Consider the following 19456-nt stretch of genomic DNA (forward strand, 5'->3'; position numbering starts at 1 on the left):
ACGAACGCGCCACGGCTGCGCGTTGGCTAAAAAGCGCCGCGCTCATGCGCAGCGCTTTTGATTAGCTTTTAGTAGTCGGAGGAACCGCCGCCTCCACCCGCCGGCGGCGGGGGCGGTGCGGGCGGCGTACCACCACCAGCCGGGGCACCGCCAGCCGGCGCCGTTCCGCCAGGCTGCTGAGCGGCAGCGGCAGCAGACGTTGCCGCCGCGACGATCACAGGGTTAGAGGCGTTGTTCGCCGCGACGGTGGCAAGTGCCATCGTGACTGTGGCGGCGTCAGCGCCAGACGCCGCTACGGCCGCCTGGATGGCCGCCTCGACCTGTTCTTCGGTGGCGTCTTCGGGCAGGGCATCAACCGCAGCCTGGATCTGGGCGGCGAGCGCCTCGGCCGGGCTCACCTCTTGCTGTGCAGCGAACGCCATGGCGGGCACGCTTGCGGCACCGGCCATACCGGCAGCGAGCAGGCCCGCCACCAGGGCTTTTGAAATCATGGTCTTCGACATCGCGTGTCCCCTTTTTGCTCTGCCGCGCGGACGTAAGTCGACGCAGATGCAGCATTCATACCTATCGTTTACCCCAAGATCGCTGCTGACGCTAGGGCGTACACACAAATTTCACGAATATGCGATCCGTCGCCGCCGCAACCGTGTTCTGCCGGTCACACTCTCGCTCCGCACGCGCCCGTTGAGGTGTGTCGTGAGCGCACACCGAGCCGGGCTCCCCGGCACCTGCCTAGAAGAAGCGCTCGCCCACACGAATGGTGTCGCCGGGCATGACCCTGAGGGTCGCCGTCATCGGCACGGCGACCTCTTCACTTGCACCCGCGCGCTTGATGAACACCACGCGGGTGTTGGCGCGGTAGGTGAACCCGCCCGCGCGCGCAATGGCGTTGATGACGGTCAGACCATCCGAATAGGGATATTCGCCTGAGCTCTCGACCTCACCCATGATGAAGAAGGGCCGGAAATTGATCACTTCGGCGTTGACGCGCGGATCGTTGAGGTAACCATTGCGCAAGATTGTTTCCAGCTCGGTGCGGAACTCGCGCACCGTCAGGCCGCGCGCGCGCACCTCGCCCACCAGCGGCATCGACACCGAGCCCGAACCGTCGATGACGAACTCGCCCGACAGGTCTTCCTCACCGAACACCGACACACGCAGCTGGTCTCCCACGCCGAGCGTGTAGACATTCTCGCCCATGACCTGGAGCGCCTCGGTGGTCAGGGTGACCTCGCCGGCGGCCGGCGTGGTTGCGCCGCACCCGCTGACAACCAGCGCGCCCGCGATCAACGCTGCAAACTGCGATATCGGTATTCTCATGACGTCAACCCCTGGTGCGATCCCGCCTTGTGTGCGGTGCGTGGACAATACTTTGTATCGAGACCCGCCTGCGTTTCAAGCAAAACCGCGGGCACGACCGCGCCCAGGCGCGGCCTTAGCCCATTGTGTTCACGCACACGCCTTCACGCACAGTGCGCGCAAGCCCGGCCCGCTCATCTGTGACGGTTCATGCCGAGCCACGCCCCGACAAGCGTGATCGCAGCGCCGGCCACGATAATGGCGTGATCCACGCGCCCCGCCTCGCCGATAAACAGCTCGAGTGCAGCCAGCTGCACCAGGCTGAGCCCGCTCGCCATCAAGACGGCCGACACGATCATGACGCGCTGATGGTTCACGGCCAGCACCCCGCTCTGCTCCGGACTGAGCCTGGGCTGCAGCAAGCGGCGTGCCAGAACCGCGCGCCACATCGGTCAGACGGGCAACCAGACGGCCAGACGGGCAATCAGAGGGGCAAGCGGCGTTATCGCGCGTGGAGCTGTCAGACAGACGCCCAGCTACGCCTGGGTGACAGCCCCAGCGCCGCGGCCCGGCCCAGATTTGCGGTTACGTCTCGAGCTCGCTCCTGGACAAAACGCGCATCTGGATCCGGTCGATGTGCGCGCGCCGGATCGCAAAATAGAGGCAGATCGTGAACTCAAGCGGGTTGATGGCGCTGTCGCGATTGGACTTGAAAGGTGAAAGCGGCACGATCAGCGTCTCTGACTTAAGGCGTGTGGGCCCCACATATTCAGCCGCCTTGTTCGTCTTGGTCTTGGAATCTGAGGGCTCAAAACTGGGATCCAAAAGGCTGTTTTCCGTGATCAGCGGCACACGCAGATGCTCGCGCCCGGATGCATCCTCCTTGAACCAGAGCACCATAGCCTTGAAGAACGCCTCAAACGGCTCTCCTTGAACCAGGCCTGACTTGACATCAGCAAGCCTTGCATTGCGGAAAGGCAAAATCTCGATATCGGGCAGGTTGTTATCCTGGATGAATTGATCCATGTCGACCGCCCAGTAATATATTGTGGACGACAGACGATTGGATTTGATGGCAAGGCCTTCATCGCCCAGTGCTATGGAATACTGCGCCGACCCGAAATAGAGCGTGCGATGGGTCAGCGATTGGGTGATCGCTTGCTCGACGCGCTGGTACTCGGCACGTATCTGCCGCGTCAAAGAGAACTCAACCCACCCCAGGGAAGCAAGGCCAACGGCCGGCGCAGCGACGCTCCATGCGGTGAGCGCGATCTGCACAGCACTCAACACGCCAAGCCAGTTGAGGCCGAGCTGCGCGACGCCGGAAATGAGCCCGGTCACCAGCGACAAGATGGCCAATCCTTGCAGACTGGTCCGCAGCCTTGCCAGATCCTTGATCCTGTTGAACGACTTGTACGTGCACCGAACGCTGACATCGCCGTCAAATTGCTCCGGAAAAACGTTTCTTACGGCGCTGGAAAACTGCTCGAACTGGGTTTTCGAGTGGCCTTCACCCTGCTCGAACGTGCGCTCTCCCGGACGCTGGCCCGGGTCCTCAATACGATCTGTCATTGACGATGTCCCCCCTACCCTCATCGTCAAAGATTTTCGTCTTTGGATCAATATCCATCTGGCAAAATGCAGGCATCAGGCGCGCGCCGGTCATCAAGCTGCTTTGAGCGGATGACCATCTTGCCAACTGACGTCGACCGGACCCGGATCACTTTAAGCTCAATCGCGCGTTAAACGTCGCGGGCACCCCTTACACAGGCCTCGGACCGGGCTTTGGTGCGGCCTTCGCCCCGGCCCCTTCAGCCACCCGCTTCATCTGGAATGGGCCTTGCATCGCCTGCCCTCAACGCACGCACAATGCGTCTATCTGGAGCAGGGTATCATGCAGGGCATCGAGGCAGGCACCGCCGCTGGCACAACAGCCAGGCCGCTCGGCCAACACCAGGGCCAACACCAGGACCAGCTCCAGGGCCAGCTTAAATCGGCAAGCCTTCAGTCGATCAAGTCGGCCGCCCTGCTGTGGGCGGACGTGGCGGCATTCGCGATCGCTGCGGCGGCGGCCTATGTGCTGACCGATGTCCTGCGCGCCGCGGCCGGTTATCCTGCCCTGTCCGACTATCCGGCAGGCCTCAGCGTGCATTTCGCGATCGTGGGCGCGTTCAGCCTGATCATGCTGGTCTGGCTGCGCTCCAAGGGTCACTACCACCGCCGCGAGGCGCTGAGCGATCAGCTGCCGTCGATCCTGACGGGCTGCGCGTTGGCAATGCTGGGCGCGGGTGCCATTCAGTTTGCCACGATCGAAGTCGGCTCACGCGTGCTGACCGCCACACACTGGCTCATTCTGGCACCCGCGCTGGCGGGCGCGCGCCTGGCCGCGCGTCAGGCGCTCAGATCGGCCGGACTGTGGACCAGCCCGGCCGTTCTGTTCACCGCAGCGGCCCGATCGGACGCGGTGCGCGAGGTGATCGCCAGGCACGACGCGCTGGGCGTCCACGTGGACAGCGCGATTGCGACCGACGACATGGACAAGGCGCGCCTGATCGACGTGATGCGGCGCGCCGCCATCTCGGGCAGAGGCGTGGTCTATGCGCCCGCGCCCGATGAGCACGATCAGCACGACGTGATCCGCGCCCTCGTCCTGGAGGGCGTGCCCTTCCTGCTGGCACCCCGGATCGGTCCCCTGCCCACCCAGGCCGAGGTGCTCAACTATCCGCTGGAGGACGTGTCCTTCATCGATGTGCGCGACCCTCTGGCACGCCCTGCAGCCAAGATCGCCAAGCGTGTGTTCGACGTGGCCGCATCGGCGGGGCTGTTGCTGTTTTTGCTGCCGGTTTTGGGTGCCGTGACGCTGGTTGTACGCGCCGATGGTGGGCCGGCCCTGTTCCGCCAGAGGCGCGTCGGCCGCGGCGGGCGGAGTTTTGACTGCCTGAAATTCCGGTCCATGCAGCTGGACGCAGAGGCGCGCCTGGACAAACTGATCCGCGATAATCCGGCCATCGCGTCGGAGTGGCACGCCTTCCAGAAACTGCGCCGCGATCCGCGCATCACGCCGGTGGGCTGGCTGATCCGCAAGACCAATCTGGATGAACTGCCCCAGCTGATCAACGTCTTGCGGGGCGATATGAGCCTGGTCGGGCCGCGGCCGATGACGCTGTCCCAGATTAGCGCCTACGGCGACTATATGACTGCCTATGCCCGCATGCGCCCCGGCCTGACCGGCCTGTGGCAGACCAACGGCCGCAACCAGACCACATTTGCCGAACGCGCGCGCCTGGACGCCTGGTATGTGCGCAACTGGTCGCTCTGGCGCGATTGCGTCATTCTGGTGCGCACCGTGCGCGAAGTGATCTTCGCACGCGGCGGCTAGCCTGCTGCACCCTAGATGACTGGGCTTGCTGTACGCGGCCTTGGCCTCAGGACCTTATCGAGGCAACGCCCTGCCGGGCCCAGCCCACTATTGGATCGCGCCACCCCATTGCGGGGCATGGAAGCGCCAGGCGTCGGCGATGATCTGCTCGGCGCTGGAGCAGACCGGGGTGAACGCCAGCAATTCGGACGCCCGGGAGGTATCAGCCACCAGACGCACTGCGTCGCCGGACCGTCGCGGGGCAAGGGTAAAGGGAACGGCCCTGCCGGTGACTTTTTCGACCGCATCAAGGATCTCGCGCACCGATAGGCCGTTTCCTGTACCGATGTTGCAAGCAAAGGACTCCCGACCCGCCAGCAGCAGATCCAACGCCTTGAGATGGGCATCGGCCAGATCCATCACATGGACATAGTCGCGTATGCAGGTGCCGTCCGGGGTTGGATAATCATCGCCAAAAAGCTTCATGGCTGGACCCAACCCCGCAGCCGCTTTCAGCGCATTGGGAATGAGATGGGTCTCAGGATCATGCTGCTCGCCGATCTCCCCGTCCGGGCTGGCCCCGCAGGCATTGAAATAGCGCAGGCTCGCATACCGCAAACGGCCCGTTTTCGCTGTATCAGCCAGAAGGTCTTCCACCGCCTTTTTGGTGCGCCCGTAAACACTGACGGGCGTGCGCGGTTCATCCTCACTGATCGGCACGCGCTCGGGCTCGCCATACACGGCGCAGGTCGACGAGAAGACCAGCGTTGCGACACCGCCTCGGTCCATGGCTTTGAGAAGGCTGACCACGCCGGCGACATTGTTGTCCCAGAATGCCAGGGGCGCACGCTCGCCCTCACCTACCTCGATGTGGGCGGCAAAATGCATGACCGCATCGGGTTGGTGATCGGCGAAGGCACGATCAAGCGCAACGCCATCGCGAATATCGCCGGTGACCAGAGGCCCCCATTGCACAGCGTGGGCATGTCCCGCAGACAGATTGTCAAACACAATCGGGGTGTCGCCGCGCGCCGCCAGCGCCTTGCAGAAATGCGAGCCAATATAGCCTGCGCCCCCGACAACCAGAATTTTTGCCACGATCTGCCCCACTCGCTTCGTACTGGTTCTGACGCGCTTTCTATGCGTGCTTGCCGGGCCAATGCAATCGCTGTTTCGTGGGTAGAACGTATATTTCTCGTTTGGTTCGCTACCAGTCTTTCAGCGAGGCTGCTTAAGCCATGGGCGCAGGCGATGATCACACTCCACCACAGCGCGATCTGCTTCTATTGCGCAGCCCTTCAGGCATAAGAAGTCCGACTGCCCACAACAGGAAGCAAGATGCCGCGCAACGCGGCTTTCAAAATGCTGCAAGTGCGGACTCGTTCACCCAGGTCACGTCACTAGCCAAGGAGCTCATATACACAGAGCCCCTGCTGATTAGCGCCCAATGAGCACGCCTGCGGGGGCCAACCAGGGTCACCCCTAGTTATAAAATCATTCACCACTAAGCAGTGTGGCACCCCTGTAAGCCTCCAATTTCTCAATTGAATACGAGCGGTAAACGAGTTCGGTGAGGCAAAAATCGCCCAAAAAGAATAATTGGTTAACAAATTATTGCTTGCAATTTTCGCCCGCTTCGGCTTTTCTCTAAGCCATATGGGCGGTTGGACGTACACGTCTTGCGGGCACGAGACGCTGGTCCAAGGGGGACGCTTCAGAGCCAAAATATTTGTGCGATTGAAGTTTTGATTGCGGCTCGTGTTGCGCCGCAGCATGCCGCGGTTTGAGTTGAGGAATGGCGGGGGGCATTTCATGGATGGTTCGGGGTTTGGTGCGACTTTGGTCAGCGATACCGTGTCGGTGACGCGGCACGGTTGGGTGCAGAGGGCTGCCAAACGTTCGCTGGACGTATGCGCTGCCTTGGGGGGGCTCATTTTTTTGAGCCCCGTCATGCTGGCGATCAGCTTGGCTATACGTCTCCACGATGGCGGCCCGGCTGTGTTTGCCCACACCCGCATTGGCAAAGGCGGGCGCTGGTTCAAATGTTTGAAATTCCGCACGATGGTCGTTGATGCAGAGCAGCGCCTGAGCGATCTTCTGAACACCGATCCTGAAGCAGCCGCAGAATGGGCAAAAGACCAGAAGCTGAGCCGCGACCCTCGCATCACCGCGCTAGGACGCTTTTTGCGCAAATCCAGCCTCGACGAGCTGCCCCAATTGATCAACATCCTGAAGGGCGAAATGTCGGTGGTTGGCCCCCGTCCGATCGTGGCCGAAGAGGTGGTTCGCTACGCTGATCTTTTCGAAGCCTACACATCTGTCAAACCTGGCGTGACCGGCCTCTGGCAGGTCAGCGGGCGCAATGATGTGCCTTATGAGGCGCGCGTTCGCCTGGACGCGCACTACGCCGCGCACTGGACCGTTCTGGGCGATATCTGGATCATTCTTAAAACCGTGCCTGCCGTGGTGCTGAGCCGGGGCGCAAGCTGACTGCCAATCCGGTAGGCAAACGAGAAAGCGCGCCCCTGACCATGTCCGTCTTTATTTTGTCCCAGTATTTTCATCCCGAGCCAAACGGCAGCGAGCCGCCGGTGACCGATCTGGCCCCTTGGCTGGCGGGTGCCTGGCATGAATCTGACGTGGTGATGGCCCGGCGTTGCGCGCGCACGGGCTGCCTTAGCCCCGGTACATATGGCACCCCCGCCCGCGACACGAGCCGTGAGGCGCTTGCTCATCTGGTTCACGACACGCTTCATCGCGGCGTGTTTCATACGCAGCGCGCTCTGCGGCGCTGGCCAGCCCCTCGCGGCCATGAGGCGCGGTCATGAGCGCCCTTGACTGCGAAGACCGCGCCGACGCTGCGCGCTGGTATCTGGTCAACACCCAGACCGGGCGCGAGCGCCTCGCCATGGATCATCTCGAACGACAGGACTACCGCGCATTCACGCCCTGGACGCGCAAAACCTTGCGCCACGCCCGCAGGATCACCACGGTGCGCGCGGCATTCTTCCCGGGATACGTGTTCGTTGCGCTCGATATGAGCCGCCAGCGCTGGCGGCCCATAGACGGGACGGTCGGCGTGCTGCGGATCGTGAAGGCGGGCGTCGCGCCGGTCGCAGCGCCGGACGGGCTAGTAGAGGCGTTCATCGCGGCCGGCGATGAGGAAGGTTATGTCTCCTTTGGGGCGGACCTGGCTGTTGGCGATGATGTGCGCATTACGGCGGGGCCCTTCGAAGAACGCCTCGCCGTGATCGAGGCTCTGCCCGGTCCAGATCGCGTGCGCGTGCTACTGGAGTTCATGAACCAGGGCGTGCGCGTGGAACTCGACGCCAGAGACGTGACGACAACAGGCGATGCTCATCGCAGGAGACGCGACATACTGGTGACAGGTCTGCGACGGTAAGGTGAATAATGACGCCGCGGCCCGTGTCACGGGTTGCGGATGGCGCTCTGGTGGATCATCAAGGGCGCATCGACAAAACGTTTGGACAGGGTGCCTCGACAAGGCGCTCTGACACAGGCCGCGCGGCGCGGGACAGACCCGCAAGCGCGCCAACAGGCAGACCAGGCCGGGTGAGGCATGTTTCACCCTGATGGCGGTAGCGTGCCTGAACACCCTCGCCTTGGTGCAGGCAAAACGGGCGCACGACAGCTGTCATGCCGATCCTAGCCAAAGCTCGATCAAACACATGAATGCCGGGACAGACATCACACGGACCCAGACCGGCGCCAGAGCAAGGCGCGCCGTCAAGACGCCTGTCATCAAGCCAGAGTATGCTGAGCACCCCAAACCCAAGCGCTATTTAGGCACGGACGGCGTGCGCGGCGAGACCAACAGCTTTCCCATGACGGCCGAGACGGCGCTGCACCTGGAGATGGCGGCGTCGCGCTATTTCCGCCGGTCCAATGGCGGGCGCCATTCGGTGGTGGTCGGCAAGGATACCCGCCTGTCGGGATACATGCTGGAAAACGCACTGACCGCCGGCTTCACCAGCTCGGGCATGGATGTGTCGATTGTAGGTCTGGTGCCGACCCCTGCGGTGGCCACGCTGACACGCTCGCTGCGCGCGGATCTCGGCGTGATGATCATTGCCTCGCACAATCTATACAAGGAGAGTGGAGGACATGCGCGAAAGCCCGGCTGTGGAAATCATGGAGCTGATCCGCGACGCCGGCGGCGATCCTTGCTACAGTGACCCACACGTTCCCGTATTTCCGAAGATGCGCGAGCACAAATTCGACCTATCGAGCGTACCGCTTGATGGGAGGCCTTATCGGGCGTGCGGGGGAAATGGGGTGGTTTGGGACCGGGCTGGACGGGTCAGTTTGATTAACAGTGAGCGTTATCGGGCGTGAAGCTGCCATCGCGAACCCGCTCGCGTTGAGTCCCCCCCCAATCAAGCGCCTTAAGAAGGTCAAAGAATGCACATGCGGGTAGCACTTATCCACTACTGGCTTGTCGGAATGCGCGGCGGAGAAAAAGTCATCGAAGCGCTTTGCCGCATGTTTCCGGATGCCGACATCTTTACCCATGTATACAATCCGAAAGCTGTCAGCGAGACCATCCGACGCCACCAAGTTTTCGAGACCGGGATCGCCAAACTTCCTTTCGCCCGTAGCCGTTATCAAGCCTATCTTCCTCTGATGCCGGGTGCGCTCGAGAGGCTGGATCTCAGCGACTACGACCTCGTGATTTCCAGTGAGGCCGGGCCGGCCAAGGGCGTGATCGTGCCACCTGACACGGTTCACATTTGTTACTGCCACTCGCCGATGCGCTATCTTTGGGACCAGCAGCATATTTACCGTGAAGGAGCCGGGTTTGCGCCGCGCCTTGCAATGGATCTGTTCGGCTCCAGCCTGCGCCAGTGGGATGTCACGAGCGCGGCGCGGGTCGATCGGTTCGTCGCCAACTCTAACCACGTTGCCAAGCGGATCGAGAAGTACTGGCGTCGTGACTCCGCCGTAGTCCATCCCCCGGTCGCAGTAGATGATTTCAGTCCCGTTTCCGAAAAGGAGCGAGGGGATTTCTACCTGATGGCGGGGGAGCTAAGGTCCTATAAGCGCCCGGACCTTGCTATTGAGGCGTTCAACCAACTTGGAAAGCCCCTGGTTGTGATTGGTGGCGCGGATGGCTGGGGTGAGAGGCTAAAGCAGCGAGCAAAGGCGAATGTTATCTTTCTCGGCAAGGTTACGTTTGAAGTACTAAAAGACCATATGCGCCGCTGCAAAGCGCTTGTGTTCCCCGGCGAGGAAGATTTCGGCATCATACCGGTCGAGGTGCAAGCTTCGGGCCGGCCGGTTATTGCCTATAAGCGGGGTGGGGCACTTGATACAGTGTTGGACGGCGAAACAGGACTGCTCTTCGAGGACCAAAGCGTGGACGGACTGATCGAAGCGATCCAGTCTTTCGAGGTAGCCGGAATGGAGCGGCTCGAACCAAAGCTTATTGCCTTGCATGCGCAAAAATTCAGCGAGAAAAATTTCATCGCCGGTGTAGGTCAGAACCTCAAGGCAGCCGGGCTTGACCTATCGCTCGAGAATTCATTGCTCGGCTAGCAATATGTTGAGCGACGAGCAACCTCTTAGATTTTATTGCGAGGGGCGTAAAATGAGAGTGATCAATCCGGCTGCTGTTCGGTAGGGGACTAAAAAGTCTAAAATGGAGAACAAAGCAATGAGTGATAGTTTGTTCGATTATTCAACGGTGCTGCTGACGGGGGGGACCGGATCATTCGGGCATGCATTCGTCCCCGCCGCTCTTTCCAATGCTAAGCTGAAAAAACTAATCATTTTTTCCCGCGATGAAATGAAGCAGTGGGAAATGGCTAAGCTTTACGGTGATGATCCCCGGGTGCGATTTTTTATCGGGGACGTGCGCGATCGTGACCGTCTCTCTCGCGCCTTCGATGGCGTGGATTACGTCGTCCACGCGGCAGCGACGAAAATCGTGCCTACGGCAGAGTATAACCCATTTGAGTGCATAAAGACCAACGTTAACGGCGCGATGAATGTTATCGATTCCGCCATAGACAAGGGCGTGAAGCGTGTTGTTGCGCTGTCCACAGATAAGGCGTCAAGCCCAATCAACCTATACGGAGCTTCTAAACTGGCCGCCGACAAGCTTTTCGTGTCCGGAAACGCCTACGCTGGAGAGCATGGTACTCGGTTTTCAGTGGTGCGTTACGGTAATGTGATGGGGTCACGAGGCTCGGTTATTCCCTTCTTTTTATCGATCGCAGATCAAGGTGTCCTGCCGATTACCGATGATCGCATGACCCGTTTTATGATCTCGTTGGAAGAGGGCGTTGGGCTGGTTCAACATGCCTTCCATGACATGATTGGGGGTGAGATCTACGTAAAAAAAATTCCTTCGATGAAGGTGGTGGATATCGCGCGGGTCTTGGCCCCGGAAGCCCGCCATGAGATCATCGGTATCCGACCAGGCGAGAAGCTTCACGAGCAGATGATCGGAATTGAAGACGCGCCTTACACCTATGAATATGATTCGCACTTCAAAATATTGCCCGCAATCAACAAGTGGGCCGACGATCCCTCTCGCATAAGGAATGGGCGCAAGGTGGCCGAGAACTTTGTCTATACAAGCGATCTCAATTCGGAATGGATGAGCGCTTCAGAGCTCGCTAGTTGGGTGGCTGCGCATCAAGCCAAAATCGGAGCGATTTGATGATCCCATATGGCCGACACATCATCAGCGCTGACGACATCGCAGCTGTTACGACGGTTCTGCGATCAGATTTTCTGACCCAGGGCCCAGTCTTGCCACGGTTTGAGGCCGCGGTTGCTGAGCGCGTTGGCGCACATCGTGGGCTCGCGGTAAATTCGGCAACCTCGGCTCTGCACATAGCATGCCTGGCCCTCGGTCTCGGCCCCGGCGATCTTCTTTGGACCTCCCCGATCACATTCGTTGCCTCCGCTAATTGTGGTCGTTATTGCGGAGCGGAGATCGATTTTATCGATATTGACCCCGATACATTTAACATTTGCCCCGATGCATTGGAGAAAAAACTTATCGCCGCGGCCCGAGCGGGCCGTTTGCCTAAGGTGATCGTTGCGGTCCATATGTGCGGCCAGTCTCCGGATATGGCGCGTATCGCCGATCTTGCTCGCGCACACGGGGTACGCATTATCGAGGATGCCAGCCACTCCATCGGCGCAGCTTACCTTGGCAGGCCGGTGGGCAGTTGCACGCATTCTGATATCACCGTGTTCAGCTTCCACCCCGTCAAGATTATCACCACCGCAGAGGGCGGTATGGCGCTGACGAACGATGCGAGCCTTGCCGGGCGGATGGAGCTGCTGCGCAGCCATGGCATTACTCGTCAGGCGGAGTTAATGACACATGTCTCCGACGGGCCGTGGTATTACCAGCAGCTAGAGCTCGGCTGGAACTATCGCATGACCGAGATGCAGGCCGCGCTCGGGCTGAGCCAGATTGAACGGCTGGACGCTTTCATTGCCCGCCGTCGTGCGTTGGCCGATGCATACGATGACGCGCTTGCTGGTTTGCCCCTCCGTCGGCCTGGACGGCAACATGGGGCGGATTCGTCTTGGCATCTCTATATTATCCGGCTCGACGACCCGGCTCGCCATCGCGCGGTGTTCGAAGCGCTGCGCGCAGCGGCCATCGGGGTGAACCTACACTATATCCCCGTGCATCTTCAGCCATACTACCGGGCGCTCGGTTTCGTCCCGGGTGATTTTCCAGTTTCCGAGGATTACTATTCCCGGGCTATTTCGATACCACTACATGCTGGCCTTACCGACGCGGAGCAGGCTGAGGTCTCGGCTGCCATCTCGAAGGCACTTGCATGAGTATTTGTGTGATCCCGGCAAGAGGCGGTTCGAAGCGGATACCTCGAAAGAACATCCGAGAATTCTTGGGGAAGCCGATGATTGCATGGCCGATCCTTGCCTCCATTGATTGCGGCTTCTTCGAACGCATCGTTGTCTCGACGGATGATGATGAAATTGCGGAGGTCGCCGAGCGTTTCGGCGCCGAAGTGCCTTTCCGGAGAAGTGCGGACCTGGCTGATGATTACACACCCACGGTTCCCGTCATCGCCGACGCAATCGCCAGACTTGGCGTGCCGCCGCGTACGCCCGTCTGCTGTCTTTACGCGACCTCGCCTTTCGTTGCTCCTGCCGATCTGTCTCGAGGCCTAATTCGGCTCGAAGAAACTGACGCTCCATTCGTTTTAAGCGTGACGACCTTCCCTTTTCCAATTCAGCGTGCACTGCGCCGTAGCCGATCGGGCAATGTGGAGATGTTGCATCCGGAACAGATGCAAACCCGATCGCAAGACCTTGAAGAGGCCTGGCACGATGCTGGGCAGTTCTACTGGGGTCGCGCAAAAAGTTGGGCAACTAGGCCTTGGGTATTTGATTCTGGCACTCAAGGCGTAGCGGTGCCACGACACAGGGTGCAGGATATCGATACCGAAGAGGATTGGCAGCGAGCCGAGCGGATGATGCGGGGGCTGCACCAAGAAGGGGTTGGGATTTGATCGTCGTCTTCCGCGCTGACGCCTCGTTGGATATCGGCACCGGGCATGTCATGCGCTGCCTAACGCTGGGCCGCGCTTTGCGCGGGGTGGGGGCGGCGTGCCGCTTTGTCACTCGGGCGCTACCCGGCCATCTCGCGGATCGGATCGAGGATGAGGGGTTTGAAGTGAGCCTGCTGCGCTCTGCGAGCGGAGTTCGACCCGAAGGCCCGCCCACGCATGCACACTGGGCGGGTGTGGACTGGGCCGACGATGCCGCCGAGACGCGCGATGCGCTTTCAACTAATCCGGCCGACTTTGTCGTACTTGATCACTACGCGTTCGATGCACGCTGGCAGAAGGCTGTGGGCGCCCCGGGCACAAGGCTGATGGTCATCGACGACCTCGCCGACAGAAGCCATCACTGTGACCTGATTCTTGACCAGAATTTTGGCCGGGCTCCTGCTGACTATGACGGGTTAGTGCCGAAGGACTGCAAACGACTGATCGGACCGCGCTATGCTCTGCTCCGGCCTGAGTTTGCCGAGTTGCGCGCTAGTGCCGTAGCGCGGCGTTCAAAGAGGCTTGGACCACGTCACCTGCATATCACTATGGGCGGGGTTGATCGGGCCGATGCTACTTCGGTTGTGTTGAAGGCGATCCGGGGTGCGGTTCTGCCGCCTGACATGCAGATCACGGTGATCATGGGATCGAAGGCTCCTGCACTCGATAGGGTCCTCGCCTTGGTGAGGTCACTCCCATTCCAGTCCGAGGTCGTGGTCGACTCGGACAACATGGCTGCGCACATGGCTTCTGCCGACCTAGCGATCGGGGCTGGTGGAAGCACGACATGGGAGCGCTGCTGTCTCGGCCTGCCGAGCATTATAGTAGAGACCGCTGAGAATCAGGCTGGCATCGCGGCCCGAATGGCTGCAGCCGGAGCCGCGTTCGACTGCGGGCCGGTGAATTCGACTGATTTTAAATCGAGGCTACAATCCGCACTCGCAAGGGCCCGAGCGCCAGAGAACCTCTCGCGGATGGCGCGCGCGTGCTCGGAGCTGTGTGATGGGCAGGGGGCCCAGAGGGCTGTAGCACAGATGATGGCTTCTGCCGACTATTCAAAGGCGGCGTCATGAACGAGTTCGGGGAGCTAAGGCGTATCGTTAAGGATGATCTTGAGCTCATGCGCGCCTGGCGGAACGCGCCGGAAATCTCTTCTAAGATGTACACACGGCACGAAATCTCTGTTGAAGAGCACCAAGCATGGTGGTCGCGGACACAGGATCGCGAAGACAAGGCCTACTTCATGTATGAAGACGCCGGCGAGCCACTCGGAGTGGTGGGCTTTACGGAGATTGACCGGACCAATCAGAATTGTTTCTGGGCGTTCTACGCCAGCCCGGGCGCACCAAGGGGCACCGGGTCGCGCATGGAGCTCCTTGCGCTGGAGCACGTATTCAGAACTCTATACTTAAAAAAGTTATCATGTGAAGTCCTTGCGTTCAATGAAAGTGTAATACGACTCCACAAAAAATTCGGCTTTCAAAAAGAAGGGGTCTTTCGAATGCATCACAAGATAGACGATGCTTACGTGGATGTCGTCCGGCTGGCACTGCTAAGCCACGATTGGGCGGCGGCGCGCGAATCCGCCCTTGCAAAGCTGTCAAATCGCTAAGGGAACACAGACATGGTGATTACGATAAACCGTCGCGCTATTGGCACTGGACATCCGCCATACGTGATAGCGGAGCTGTCGGCTAACCATAACGGCGATCTCGGCCAAGCTCTGCAGATCATAGACGTGGCGGTAGAGGCCGGCGCGGATGCAGTGAAGATTCAGACCTACCGTCCAGACACAATCACATTGAAGTCCAACGGGCCAGATTTTCAGATTACTGAGGGCCTATGGGCGGGCCGGACGCTCTATGACCTCTACGAATGGGCCCATACGCCATGGGAATGGCACGCGCATTTGTTCGCTCACGCTGCCAAGAGAGGAATTACACTGTTCTCCTCTCCCTTTGATCCGACCGCCGTTGACCTGTTGGAGGAGCTTGGAGCGCCCGCCTACAAGATCGCGAGCTTCGAAGCGGTCGATTTACCTCTGATACAATATGTTGCGTCAAAGGGTAAGCCAATGATCATCTCCACCGGTATGGCCGATCTGGACGAAATCAATGAAGCCGTCGAGGCGGCCAGGTCCGCAGGAGCCTCCGATTTGGCGTTACTGCACTGCGTATCGGGGTATCCAGCACCCGCGTCGGATTATAATTTGGCGACGCTCTCGGACCTCGCGTCGCGTTTTGGTGCGCCAGTAGGCCTTTCCGACCACACTTTAGATAACACGACGGCTATCGCTGCTATAGCGCTGGGCGCTAGTATTGTAGAGAAACACGTGACTCTTGACCGCACGGGTGGGGGACCCGATGACAGTTTCTCATTGGAGCCAAATGAGCTAAAGGCTCTTTGCACTGGTGCGCGCACCGCATGGGAAGCAGTAGGAAAGATAGATTATGGGCGAAAATCTAGCGAAATAGCGAATGTAAAGTTCCGCCGCTCCCTATATTTTGTTAAAGACATGAGCGAAGGTGAAGTAATTACAAAAGAATGTGTCCGCAGTGTCCGACCGGGATATGGCCTTCCGCCTAAAATGCTAAGCTCTCTCCTTGGTAAGGTAATGAAAAATAATGTTGTAAAGTTTAGCCCAGTCAGCGAGCCTGACATAGAATAAAAATAAAATTTACCAACGCCCTCTATATAGACGCCTTGAAGATTGAGGCGAATTGAAAAGCAGTATGGCATTGAGTGCGCATTACGATAATTTTGGGAAATAGCAAGATTGGGCAATTGTTTCGTTATGGGGGCGATAATTTTTTCTTCCATATATTACTGGGTAATCGAGAATCGACAATGCAGTTTTCGGGATCAACTCTCCGCGCTATGGGTTTCGCAAACGAAGATCCACCTGGACGGGTCGAAAAATGGTAATGCTGTCAATCGGCTTTGATTTTGTATGCGATGAGGCGCCTATCTTTGGCTCGATCGCGCGCAGGCTAGCGTCCGATGGTCAATTTATAAGTGGGCTTACCATGGGAAGGCGGTGGGCAACCTATTGGCAGGACTTTGAGACTGTTTCTGTAGGCGGCGATAACGACTGGAGCATTAGCAAAGTAGAGTCTGAGCTTGTTAGGATCGAGAAAATATACGGCCCTTATCTGACTTCGTCGCTGCCCGCGCGCGATCGATTTATCCGAAAACTGCCTCGCGATAAACAGCGTAGAATTCTGGCCCAAAGTTTCGATGCAGTCGAGCGTTATTTTGACAAATATACTCCGGACATATATTTTAGTAGTGGTATTGCCTATTTATATCATATGGTGACCTACGCGGTTGCGAGTACACGTGGTATCCCGCACATATCGATCTCCAGCCCACCGTCGGCGCTACCGGCTTTTATATATAGCGTCACCGCAAGGAAAGATTATCGCGTTGCGGATAGGCTATTTGAGCCTAAGCATACAATTGAAACCGCGCATGAAGTGCCACTTCAGCAAGTTGAAATTTCGAAAGCGGCGGATGCCGCCGCTCCGCATTATGAAAAGTACAACAAAAAATCCTTTGGTCGGGCACAGCTTCAACTCAGAGAGCTTATTCTTCGACTGAAATCATGGTACCTAGACGGCGTTGGTCGAAGGACTGATGATTACATAACACAGCATCCAATTTGGTATGTTGCTCGCGATATTCGAAAATATTTGAGGCTTATACAGTTACAACTACATCCGAAACTATTCGATCGATGTATAGATTACGATCAGCCATTTTCTCTTTTCGCGTTGCAGGTTCAACCCGAGGCGTCAACAATAATCCATGCGCATTGGCATGATGATCAAACGAGGACCATTGAAAATATTTCGAAATCAATACCAGCTGATCTCTTGCTTTATGTGAAGGAGCACCCGAGCGCTTTTGGAAATAACTCTCTTCGTTTTTATAATAAAATAAAGGCGCTTCACAATGTTCGCCTCATAAATCCGAGGATTCCGGTCTGTTCCTTATTGGAAAAATCGACCTGTATCATTTCGTTCGGCGGGACTATCGGTTGGGAGGCGCTTCAGCTTGGTAAACCCAGTTTCACGTTAGGGGATGGATTTTACAACAGGATTTCCGGAGATATATTTTGTGATTCTTATGAGATGCTAGCGCAGCAGCTGAGACGCTTCCGCAATAGCTCAAATTATTCTCAAGCGGATGTGGAGCGTTACTCCAAGTGCCTAAAGGAAGGGCTGTTGCCGGGGGTTTTTGCGCCCTGCTCACTAGCGTACCGCGATATGATTTTATCCGAGGACAATATCAATTTGGTTCTCGCAGGAATAAAGCGTATTATTGAGATGGAGCTGCCGGTTATGCGGCGTTGAGATTTTGTCGGGAGTGTCAAATGGAACCGCTCTTAATTTTCATTAACATTATCGCTTTATTGTCGGCGAGTTTTGCCTTTAGGAGACCGTTTTTACGCGGGTCGAATCTGCTTATAATGTATTGGTTGCTGATGGTATTTGTTGGCCCAATAGTGTCTCGTCTTTCGGTCGGCGTCTTCTCAGTCTCCGTGGATAATATTGATAGGGCATCGTTGGCATTATCGCTTGGCTTGATTGTCTTCGCGCTCGGGTTTATCGCCACGGAGGCGGTACTTTCTAGGTCCAGGACGGTTTTCAGAACCGATGCGCCTAAGATTTTGAACCTTTCAGCGTTAGGGATCGCGCATCAGAACATGAATATATACCACCTGATGATCGGTTTATTGTTTGTTAGCCTGATAGGAATAACCTGGGCAATTCTTGGGGTGGTCCCGCTTTTAAGTGGATCGTCGAAATACTTTGTAGAGCAAAGCTCGGCATATTTGTCTCTTCGGCCTATATATACTGCGGGGATACTTGGTAGCTCATTCATGCTTATGTTTAGTCTTTCAAGTGTTTTCGGAAAACGGAATGATGTAGTAGCGGTAGTTCTGGTTTTGATACTTACGATTTTCTTAGTTGGAACTGGAAAAAGAGGTGCATTGCTGATTCCATACTTCGTGACCGCACTTTCCTATGGGTTGCTTTATAGAAATCGTCTAGGCCTTGTGGCGGTCGGCTTATCAGCTGTCGTAGTTGCAGTTATCATTGGTTCACCGCTTACTTCAGCAAATTTTGCGCTGGAGCAAACTTTTACGAGGGTAGCAATACATTCGTTTCTTGTAAGCAACCGCGAACTCAGCCTTGTTTTCCAGTATTTCGATGGGGATTATTTGTATGGTGCATCCTATGGTGCAGCCCTGACGAGTTTTGTTCCGACAGAATACAATATGATCAAGGACGAGTTTCTTTACGGTCGCTACACAAGACATATGATGGGTGGTGGTGCGGATTTTGCCGGCGGAATAAGGGCTACATATATTGGTGAGGCATATATTAACTTTGGCTGGCCATTTATAATTGTACTTTCATTATTGTTTGGCGGAGCTGTCCGGTTGCTTGAATTCATATGGCTCGATCGAGGGCTTGTTCGTAGATTCGGCATGCTGGGAGCTGTCTTGTATTATGGGGTCGTGGTGCGGTTGTTGTACGCAGGCTTCTTTGAGGATGGATCAAATATTGTTATGTCACTTATTTTTTTCGGGGTCGCACTGACGATATTTTTATTTTGTTTCAAGATTAGATTTTCGTACAGAGTGAACCGGACCTCAATGTGATTATTTTTAACATTATTGTTCGAATTGACTTACACAGGCTGGTTGTTCCAACGCTAAGAGATTGCGGGGGCACCTGTTTGCCCAACCCCTGATCCGGGCTGAGACTTAGTGAATTCTGTTCGCCTTTTGCACTTGATCCCGTTTTGAGGCACGAGGAGGTGGAAGATCCTCGTGTCATACTCCAGGGCGGACTGCGTGGGCCCTGACGCTGTTCGCGTGCCTCCGAACGCGTTCTGTAGCCGTTGGCGTTGTGCGGACGCTCGGTGTTGTGGTTTCAACACCATTGCTCGCATTTCCCACGTGCGTCGGGAAGATTCATGAATCAGTGGGCGTTCAGGCATTCGGCCCGGTTACCGGTCAGGCTTTCAAAGAACGCGTTGTCCGTGGGCTCGCCAGGCCGCGAGAAGTCGAGAACCACCCCGTTCGCATAGGGCCATAGGTCCAGATCACGGGAGTGAACTCGGGACCCTGATCGGCCCACATGGACTTGGGACGGCCATGCCTCTCGCAGATGCACTCGAGAAGGGACTGTCAGGAATTTCGTGTGTGAGCGGGCGGTTGAAC

General features: G+C 57.5%; 18 protein-coding genes and 3 pseudogenes. 15 read left to right on the forward strand and 6 right to left on the reverse strand.

Features of this window, described 5'->3' with window-relative positions; genetic code table 11:
• Nucleotides 1-68: 68 nt before the first annotated feature.
• From L2D00_06490 to L2D00_06505, 4 genes are all read right to left on the reverse strand, one after another.
• Complete coding sequence (locus L2D00_06490) at nt 69-503, reverse strand: hypothetical protein (GenBank protein ID WBQ14327.1); 435 nt, start codon at nt 501-503, stop codon at nt 69-71.
• 229 nt (nt 504-732) lie between these two features.
• Complete coding sequence (locus L2D00_06495) at nt 733-1320, reverse strand: polysaccharide export protein (protein ID WBQ14328.1); 588 nt, start codon at nt 1318-1320, stop codon at nt 733-735.
• 173 nt (nt 1321-1493) lie between these two features.
• The gene (locus tag L2D00_06500) at nt 1494-1721 is read right to left on the reverse strand and encodes a hypothetical protein (GenBank protein WBQ14329.1); all 228 of its coding nucleotides are present in this window, start codon (nt 1719-1721) and stop codon (nt 1494-1496) included.
• A 163-nt stretch (nt 1722-1884) separates the two neighbouring features.
• Nucleotides 1885-2871, reverse strand: a complete 987-nt coding sequence (locus L2D00_06505) for a hypothetical protein (protein ID WBQ14330.1) — start codon at nt 2869-2871, stop codon at nt 1885-1887.
• A gap of 322 nt (nt 2872-3193) precedes the next feature.
• Here L2D00_06505 and L2D00_06510 point away from each other — a divergent pair, with 322 nt between their 5' ends.
• On the forward strand, nt 3194-4678 hold the full coding sequence (locus tag L2D00_06510; GenBank protein ID WBQ14331.1) for an exopolysaccharide biosynthesis polyprenyl glycosylphosphotransferase: 1485 nt from the start codon (nt 3194-3196) through the stop codon (nt 4676-4678).
• Between the two features lie 87 nt (nt 4679-4765).
• Here the strand turns inward: L2D00_06510 and galE are convergent, their stop codons facing one another.
• Nucleotides 4766-5755 (reverse strand): UDP-glucose 4-epimerase GalE, encoded by a 990-nt coding sequence (galE, locus tag L2D00_06515; GenBank protein WBQ14332.1) that lies wholly within the window; start codon nt 5753-5755, stop codon nt 4766-4768.
• 852 nt (nt 5756-6607) lie between these two features.
• Between galE and L2D00_06520 the strand changes: the two genes are divergently transcribed.
• From L2D00_06520 to L2D00_06585, 14 genes and pseudogenes are all read left to right on the forward strand, one after another.
• Nucleotides 6608-7147: a sugar transferase gene (locus tag L2D00_06520; protein WBQ14333.1), complete on the forward strand. Its 540-nt coding sequence runs from the start codon at nt 6608-6610 to the stop codon at nt 7145-7147.
• Between the two features lie 41 nt (nt 7148-7188).
• On the forward strand, nt 7189-7485 hold the full coding sequence (locus L2D00_06525) for a hypothetical protein (GenBank protein WBQ14334.1): 297 nt from the start codon (nt 7189-7191) through the stop codon (nt 7483-7485).
• On the forward strand, nt 7482-8060 hold the full coding sequence (locus L2D00_06530; protein WBQ14335.1) for a hypothetical protein: 579 nt from the start codon (nt 7482-7484) through the stop codon (nt 8058-8060). Before L2D00_06525 ends, L2D00_06530 begins: the two co-directional genes overlap by 4 nt.
• Before the next feature lie 442 nt (nt 8061-8502).
• Nucleotides 8503-8715, forward strand: a pseudogene (locus L2D00_06535) (phosphoglucosamine mutase).
• 46 nt (nt 8716-8761) lie between these two features.
• A pseudogene (locus L2D00_06540) lies at nt 8762-8917 on the forward strand (UDP-N-acetyl-D-glucosamine dehydrogenase).
• Nucleotides 8918-9079: 162 nt separating this feature from the next.
• Complete coding sequence (locus L2D00_06545; GenBank protein WBQ14336.1) at nt 9080-10213, forward strand: glycosyltransferase; 1134 nt, start codon at nt 9080-9082, stop codon at nt 10211-10213.
• 118 nt (nt 10214-10331) lie between these two features.
• A complete protein-coding gene (pseB, locus tag L2D00_06550) occupies nt 10332-11342 on the forward strand; it encodes a UDP-N-acetylglucosamine 4,6-dehydratase (inverting) (GenBank protein WBQ14337.1) in 1011 nt (336 codons plus the stop codon).
• The gene (gene pseC / locus L2D00_06555; GenBank protein ID WBQ14338.1) at nt 11342-12490 is read left to right on the forward strand and encodes a UDP-4-amino-4,6-dideoxy-N-acetyl-beta-L-altrosamine transaminase; all 1149 of its coding nucleotides are present in this window, start codon (nt 11342-11344) and stop codon (nt 12488-12490) included. Before pseB ends, pseC begins: the two co-directional genes overlap by 1 nt.
• Entirely contained in the window at nt 12487-13182 is a 696-nt protein-coding gene (pseF, locus tag L2D00_06560; GenBank protein ID WBQ14339.1) for a pseudaminic acid cytidylyltransferase, read from the forward strand. Before pseC ends, pseF begins: the two co-directional genes overlap by 4 nt.
• Nucleotides 13179-14294: a UDP-2,4-diacetamido-2,4,6-trideoxy-beta-L-altropyranose hydrolase gene (gene pseG, locus L2D00_06565; protein WBQ14340.1), complete on the forward strand. Its 1116-nt coding sequence runs from the start codon at nt 13179-13181 to the stop codon at nt 14292-14294. The genes pseF and pseG overlap by 4 nt, the downstream gene beginning before the upstream one ends.
• The gene (pseH, locus tag L2D00_06570) at nt 14291-14833 is read left to right on the forward strand and encodes a UDP-4-amino-4,6-dideoxy-N-acetyl-beta-L-altrosamine N-acetyltransferase (protein WBQ14341.1); all 543 of its coding nucleotides are present in this window, start codon (nt 14291-14293) and stop codon (nt 14831-14833) included. The genes pseG and pseH overlap by 4 nt, the downstream gene beginning before the upstream one ends.
• A gap of 12 nt (nt 14834-14845) precedes the next feature.
• Nucleotides 14846-15889 (forward strand): pseudaminic acid synthase, encoded by a 1044-nt coding sequence (gene pseI, locus L2D00_06575; GenBank protein ID WBQ14342.1) that lies wholly within the window; start codon nt 14846-14848, stop codon nt 15887-15889.
• 256 nt (nt 15890-16145) lie between these two features.
• A complete protein-coding gene (locus tag L2D00_06580; GenBank protein ID WBQ14343.1) occupies nt 16146-17576 on the forward strand; it encodes a hypothetical protein in 1431 nt (476 codons plus the stop codon).
• Between the two features lie 116 nt (nt 17577-17692).
• On the forward strand, nt 17693-18892 hold the full coding sequence (locus L2D00_06585) for a hypothetical protein (protein ID WBQ14344.1): 1200 nt from the start codon (nt 17693-17695) through the stop codon (nt 18890-18892).
• Nucleotides 18893-19169: 277 nt separating this feature from the next.
• On the opposite strand, the pseudogene L2D00_06590 reads toward L2D00_06585, so the two are convergent.
• Nucleotides 19170-19390 (reverse strand): annotated as a pseudogene (locus tag L2D00_06590) (integrase core domain-containing protein).
• Nucleotides 19391-19456 lie beyond the last annotated feature (66 nt).

Source organism: Hyphomonadaceae bacterium BL14, assembly GCA_027627705.1.
Lineage (GTDB): Bacteria > Pseudomonadota > Alphaproteobacteria > Caulobacterales > Maricaulaceae > Oceanicaulis.

What these genes read in the sequence shown, in the direction of transcription:
- L2D00_06490 (WBQ14327.1), bottom strand. Translation starts at nt 503, where the DNA reads ATGTCGAAGACCATGATTTCAAAAGCCCTGGTGGCGGGCCTGCTCGCT.
- L2D00_06495 (WBQ14328.1), bottom strand. Translation starts at nt 1,320, where the DNA reads ATGAGAATACCGATATCGCAGTTTGCAGCGTTGATCGCGGGCGCGCTG.
- L2D00_06505 (WBQ14330.1), bottom strand. Translation starts at nt 2,871, where the DNA reads ATGACAGATCGTATTGAGGACCCGGGCCAGCGTCCGGGAGAGCGCACG.
- L2D00_06510 (WBQ14331.1), top strand. Translation starts at nt 3,194, where the DNA reads ATGCAGGGCATCGAGGCAGGCACCGCCGCTGGCACAACAGCCAGGCCG.
- L2D00_06520 (WBQ14333.1), top strand. Translation starts at nt 6,608, where the DNA reads ATGCTGGCGATCAGCTTGGCTATACGTCTCCACGATGGCGGCCCGGCT.
- L2D00_06525 (WBQ14334.1), top strand. Translation starts at nt 7,189, where the DNA reads ATGTCCGTCTTTATTTTGTCCCAGTATTTTCATCCCGAGCCAAACGGC.
- L2D00_06530 (WBQ14335.1), top strand. Translation starts at nt 7,482, where the DNA reads ATGAGCGCCCTTGACTGCGAAGACCGCGCCGACGCTGCGCGCTGGTAT.
- L2D00_06545 (WBQ14336.1), top strand. Translation starts at nt 9,080, where the DNA reads ATGCACATGCGGGTAGCACTTATCCACTACTGGCTTGTCGGAATGCGC.
- pseB (WBQ14337.1), top strand. Translation starts at nt 10,332, where the DNA reads ATGAGTGATAGTTTGTTCGATTATTCAACGGTGCTGCTGACGGGGGGG.
- pseC (WBQ14338.1), top strand. Translation starts at nt 11,342, where the DNA reads ATGATCCCATATGGCCGACACATCATCAGCGCTGACGACATCGCAGCT.
- pseF (WBQ14339.1), top strand. Translation starts at nt 12,487, where the DNA reads ATGAGTATTTGTGTGATCCCGGCAAGAGGCGGTTCGAAGCGGATACCT.
- pseH (WBQ14341.1), top strand. Translation starts at nt 14,291, where the DNA reads ATGAACGAGTTCGGGGAGCTAAGGCGTATCGTTAAGGATGATCTTGAG.
- pseI (WBQ14342.1), top strand. Translation starts at nt 14,846, where the DNA reads ATGGTGATTACGATAAACCGTCGCGCTATTGGCACTGGACATCCGCCA.
- L2D00_06580 (WBQ14343.1), top strand. Translation starts at nt 16,146, where the DNA reads ATGCTGTCAATCGGCTTTGATTTTGTATGCGATGAGGCGCCTATCTTT.
- L2D00_06585 (WBQ14344.1), top strand. Translation starts at nt 17,693, where the DNA reads ATGTATTGGTTGCTGATGGTATTTGTTGGCCCAATAGTGTCTCGTCTT.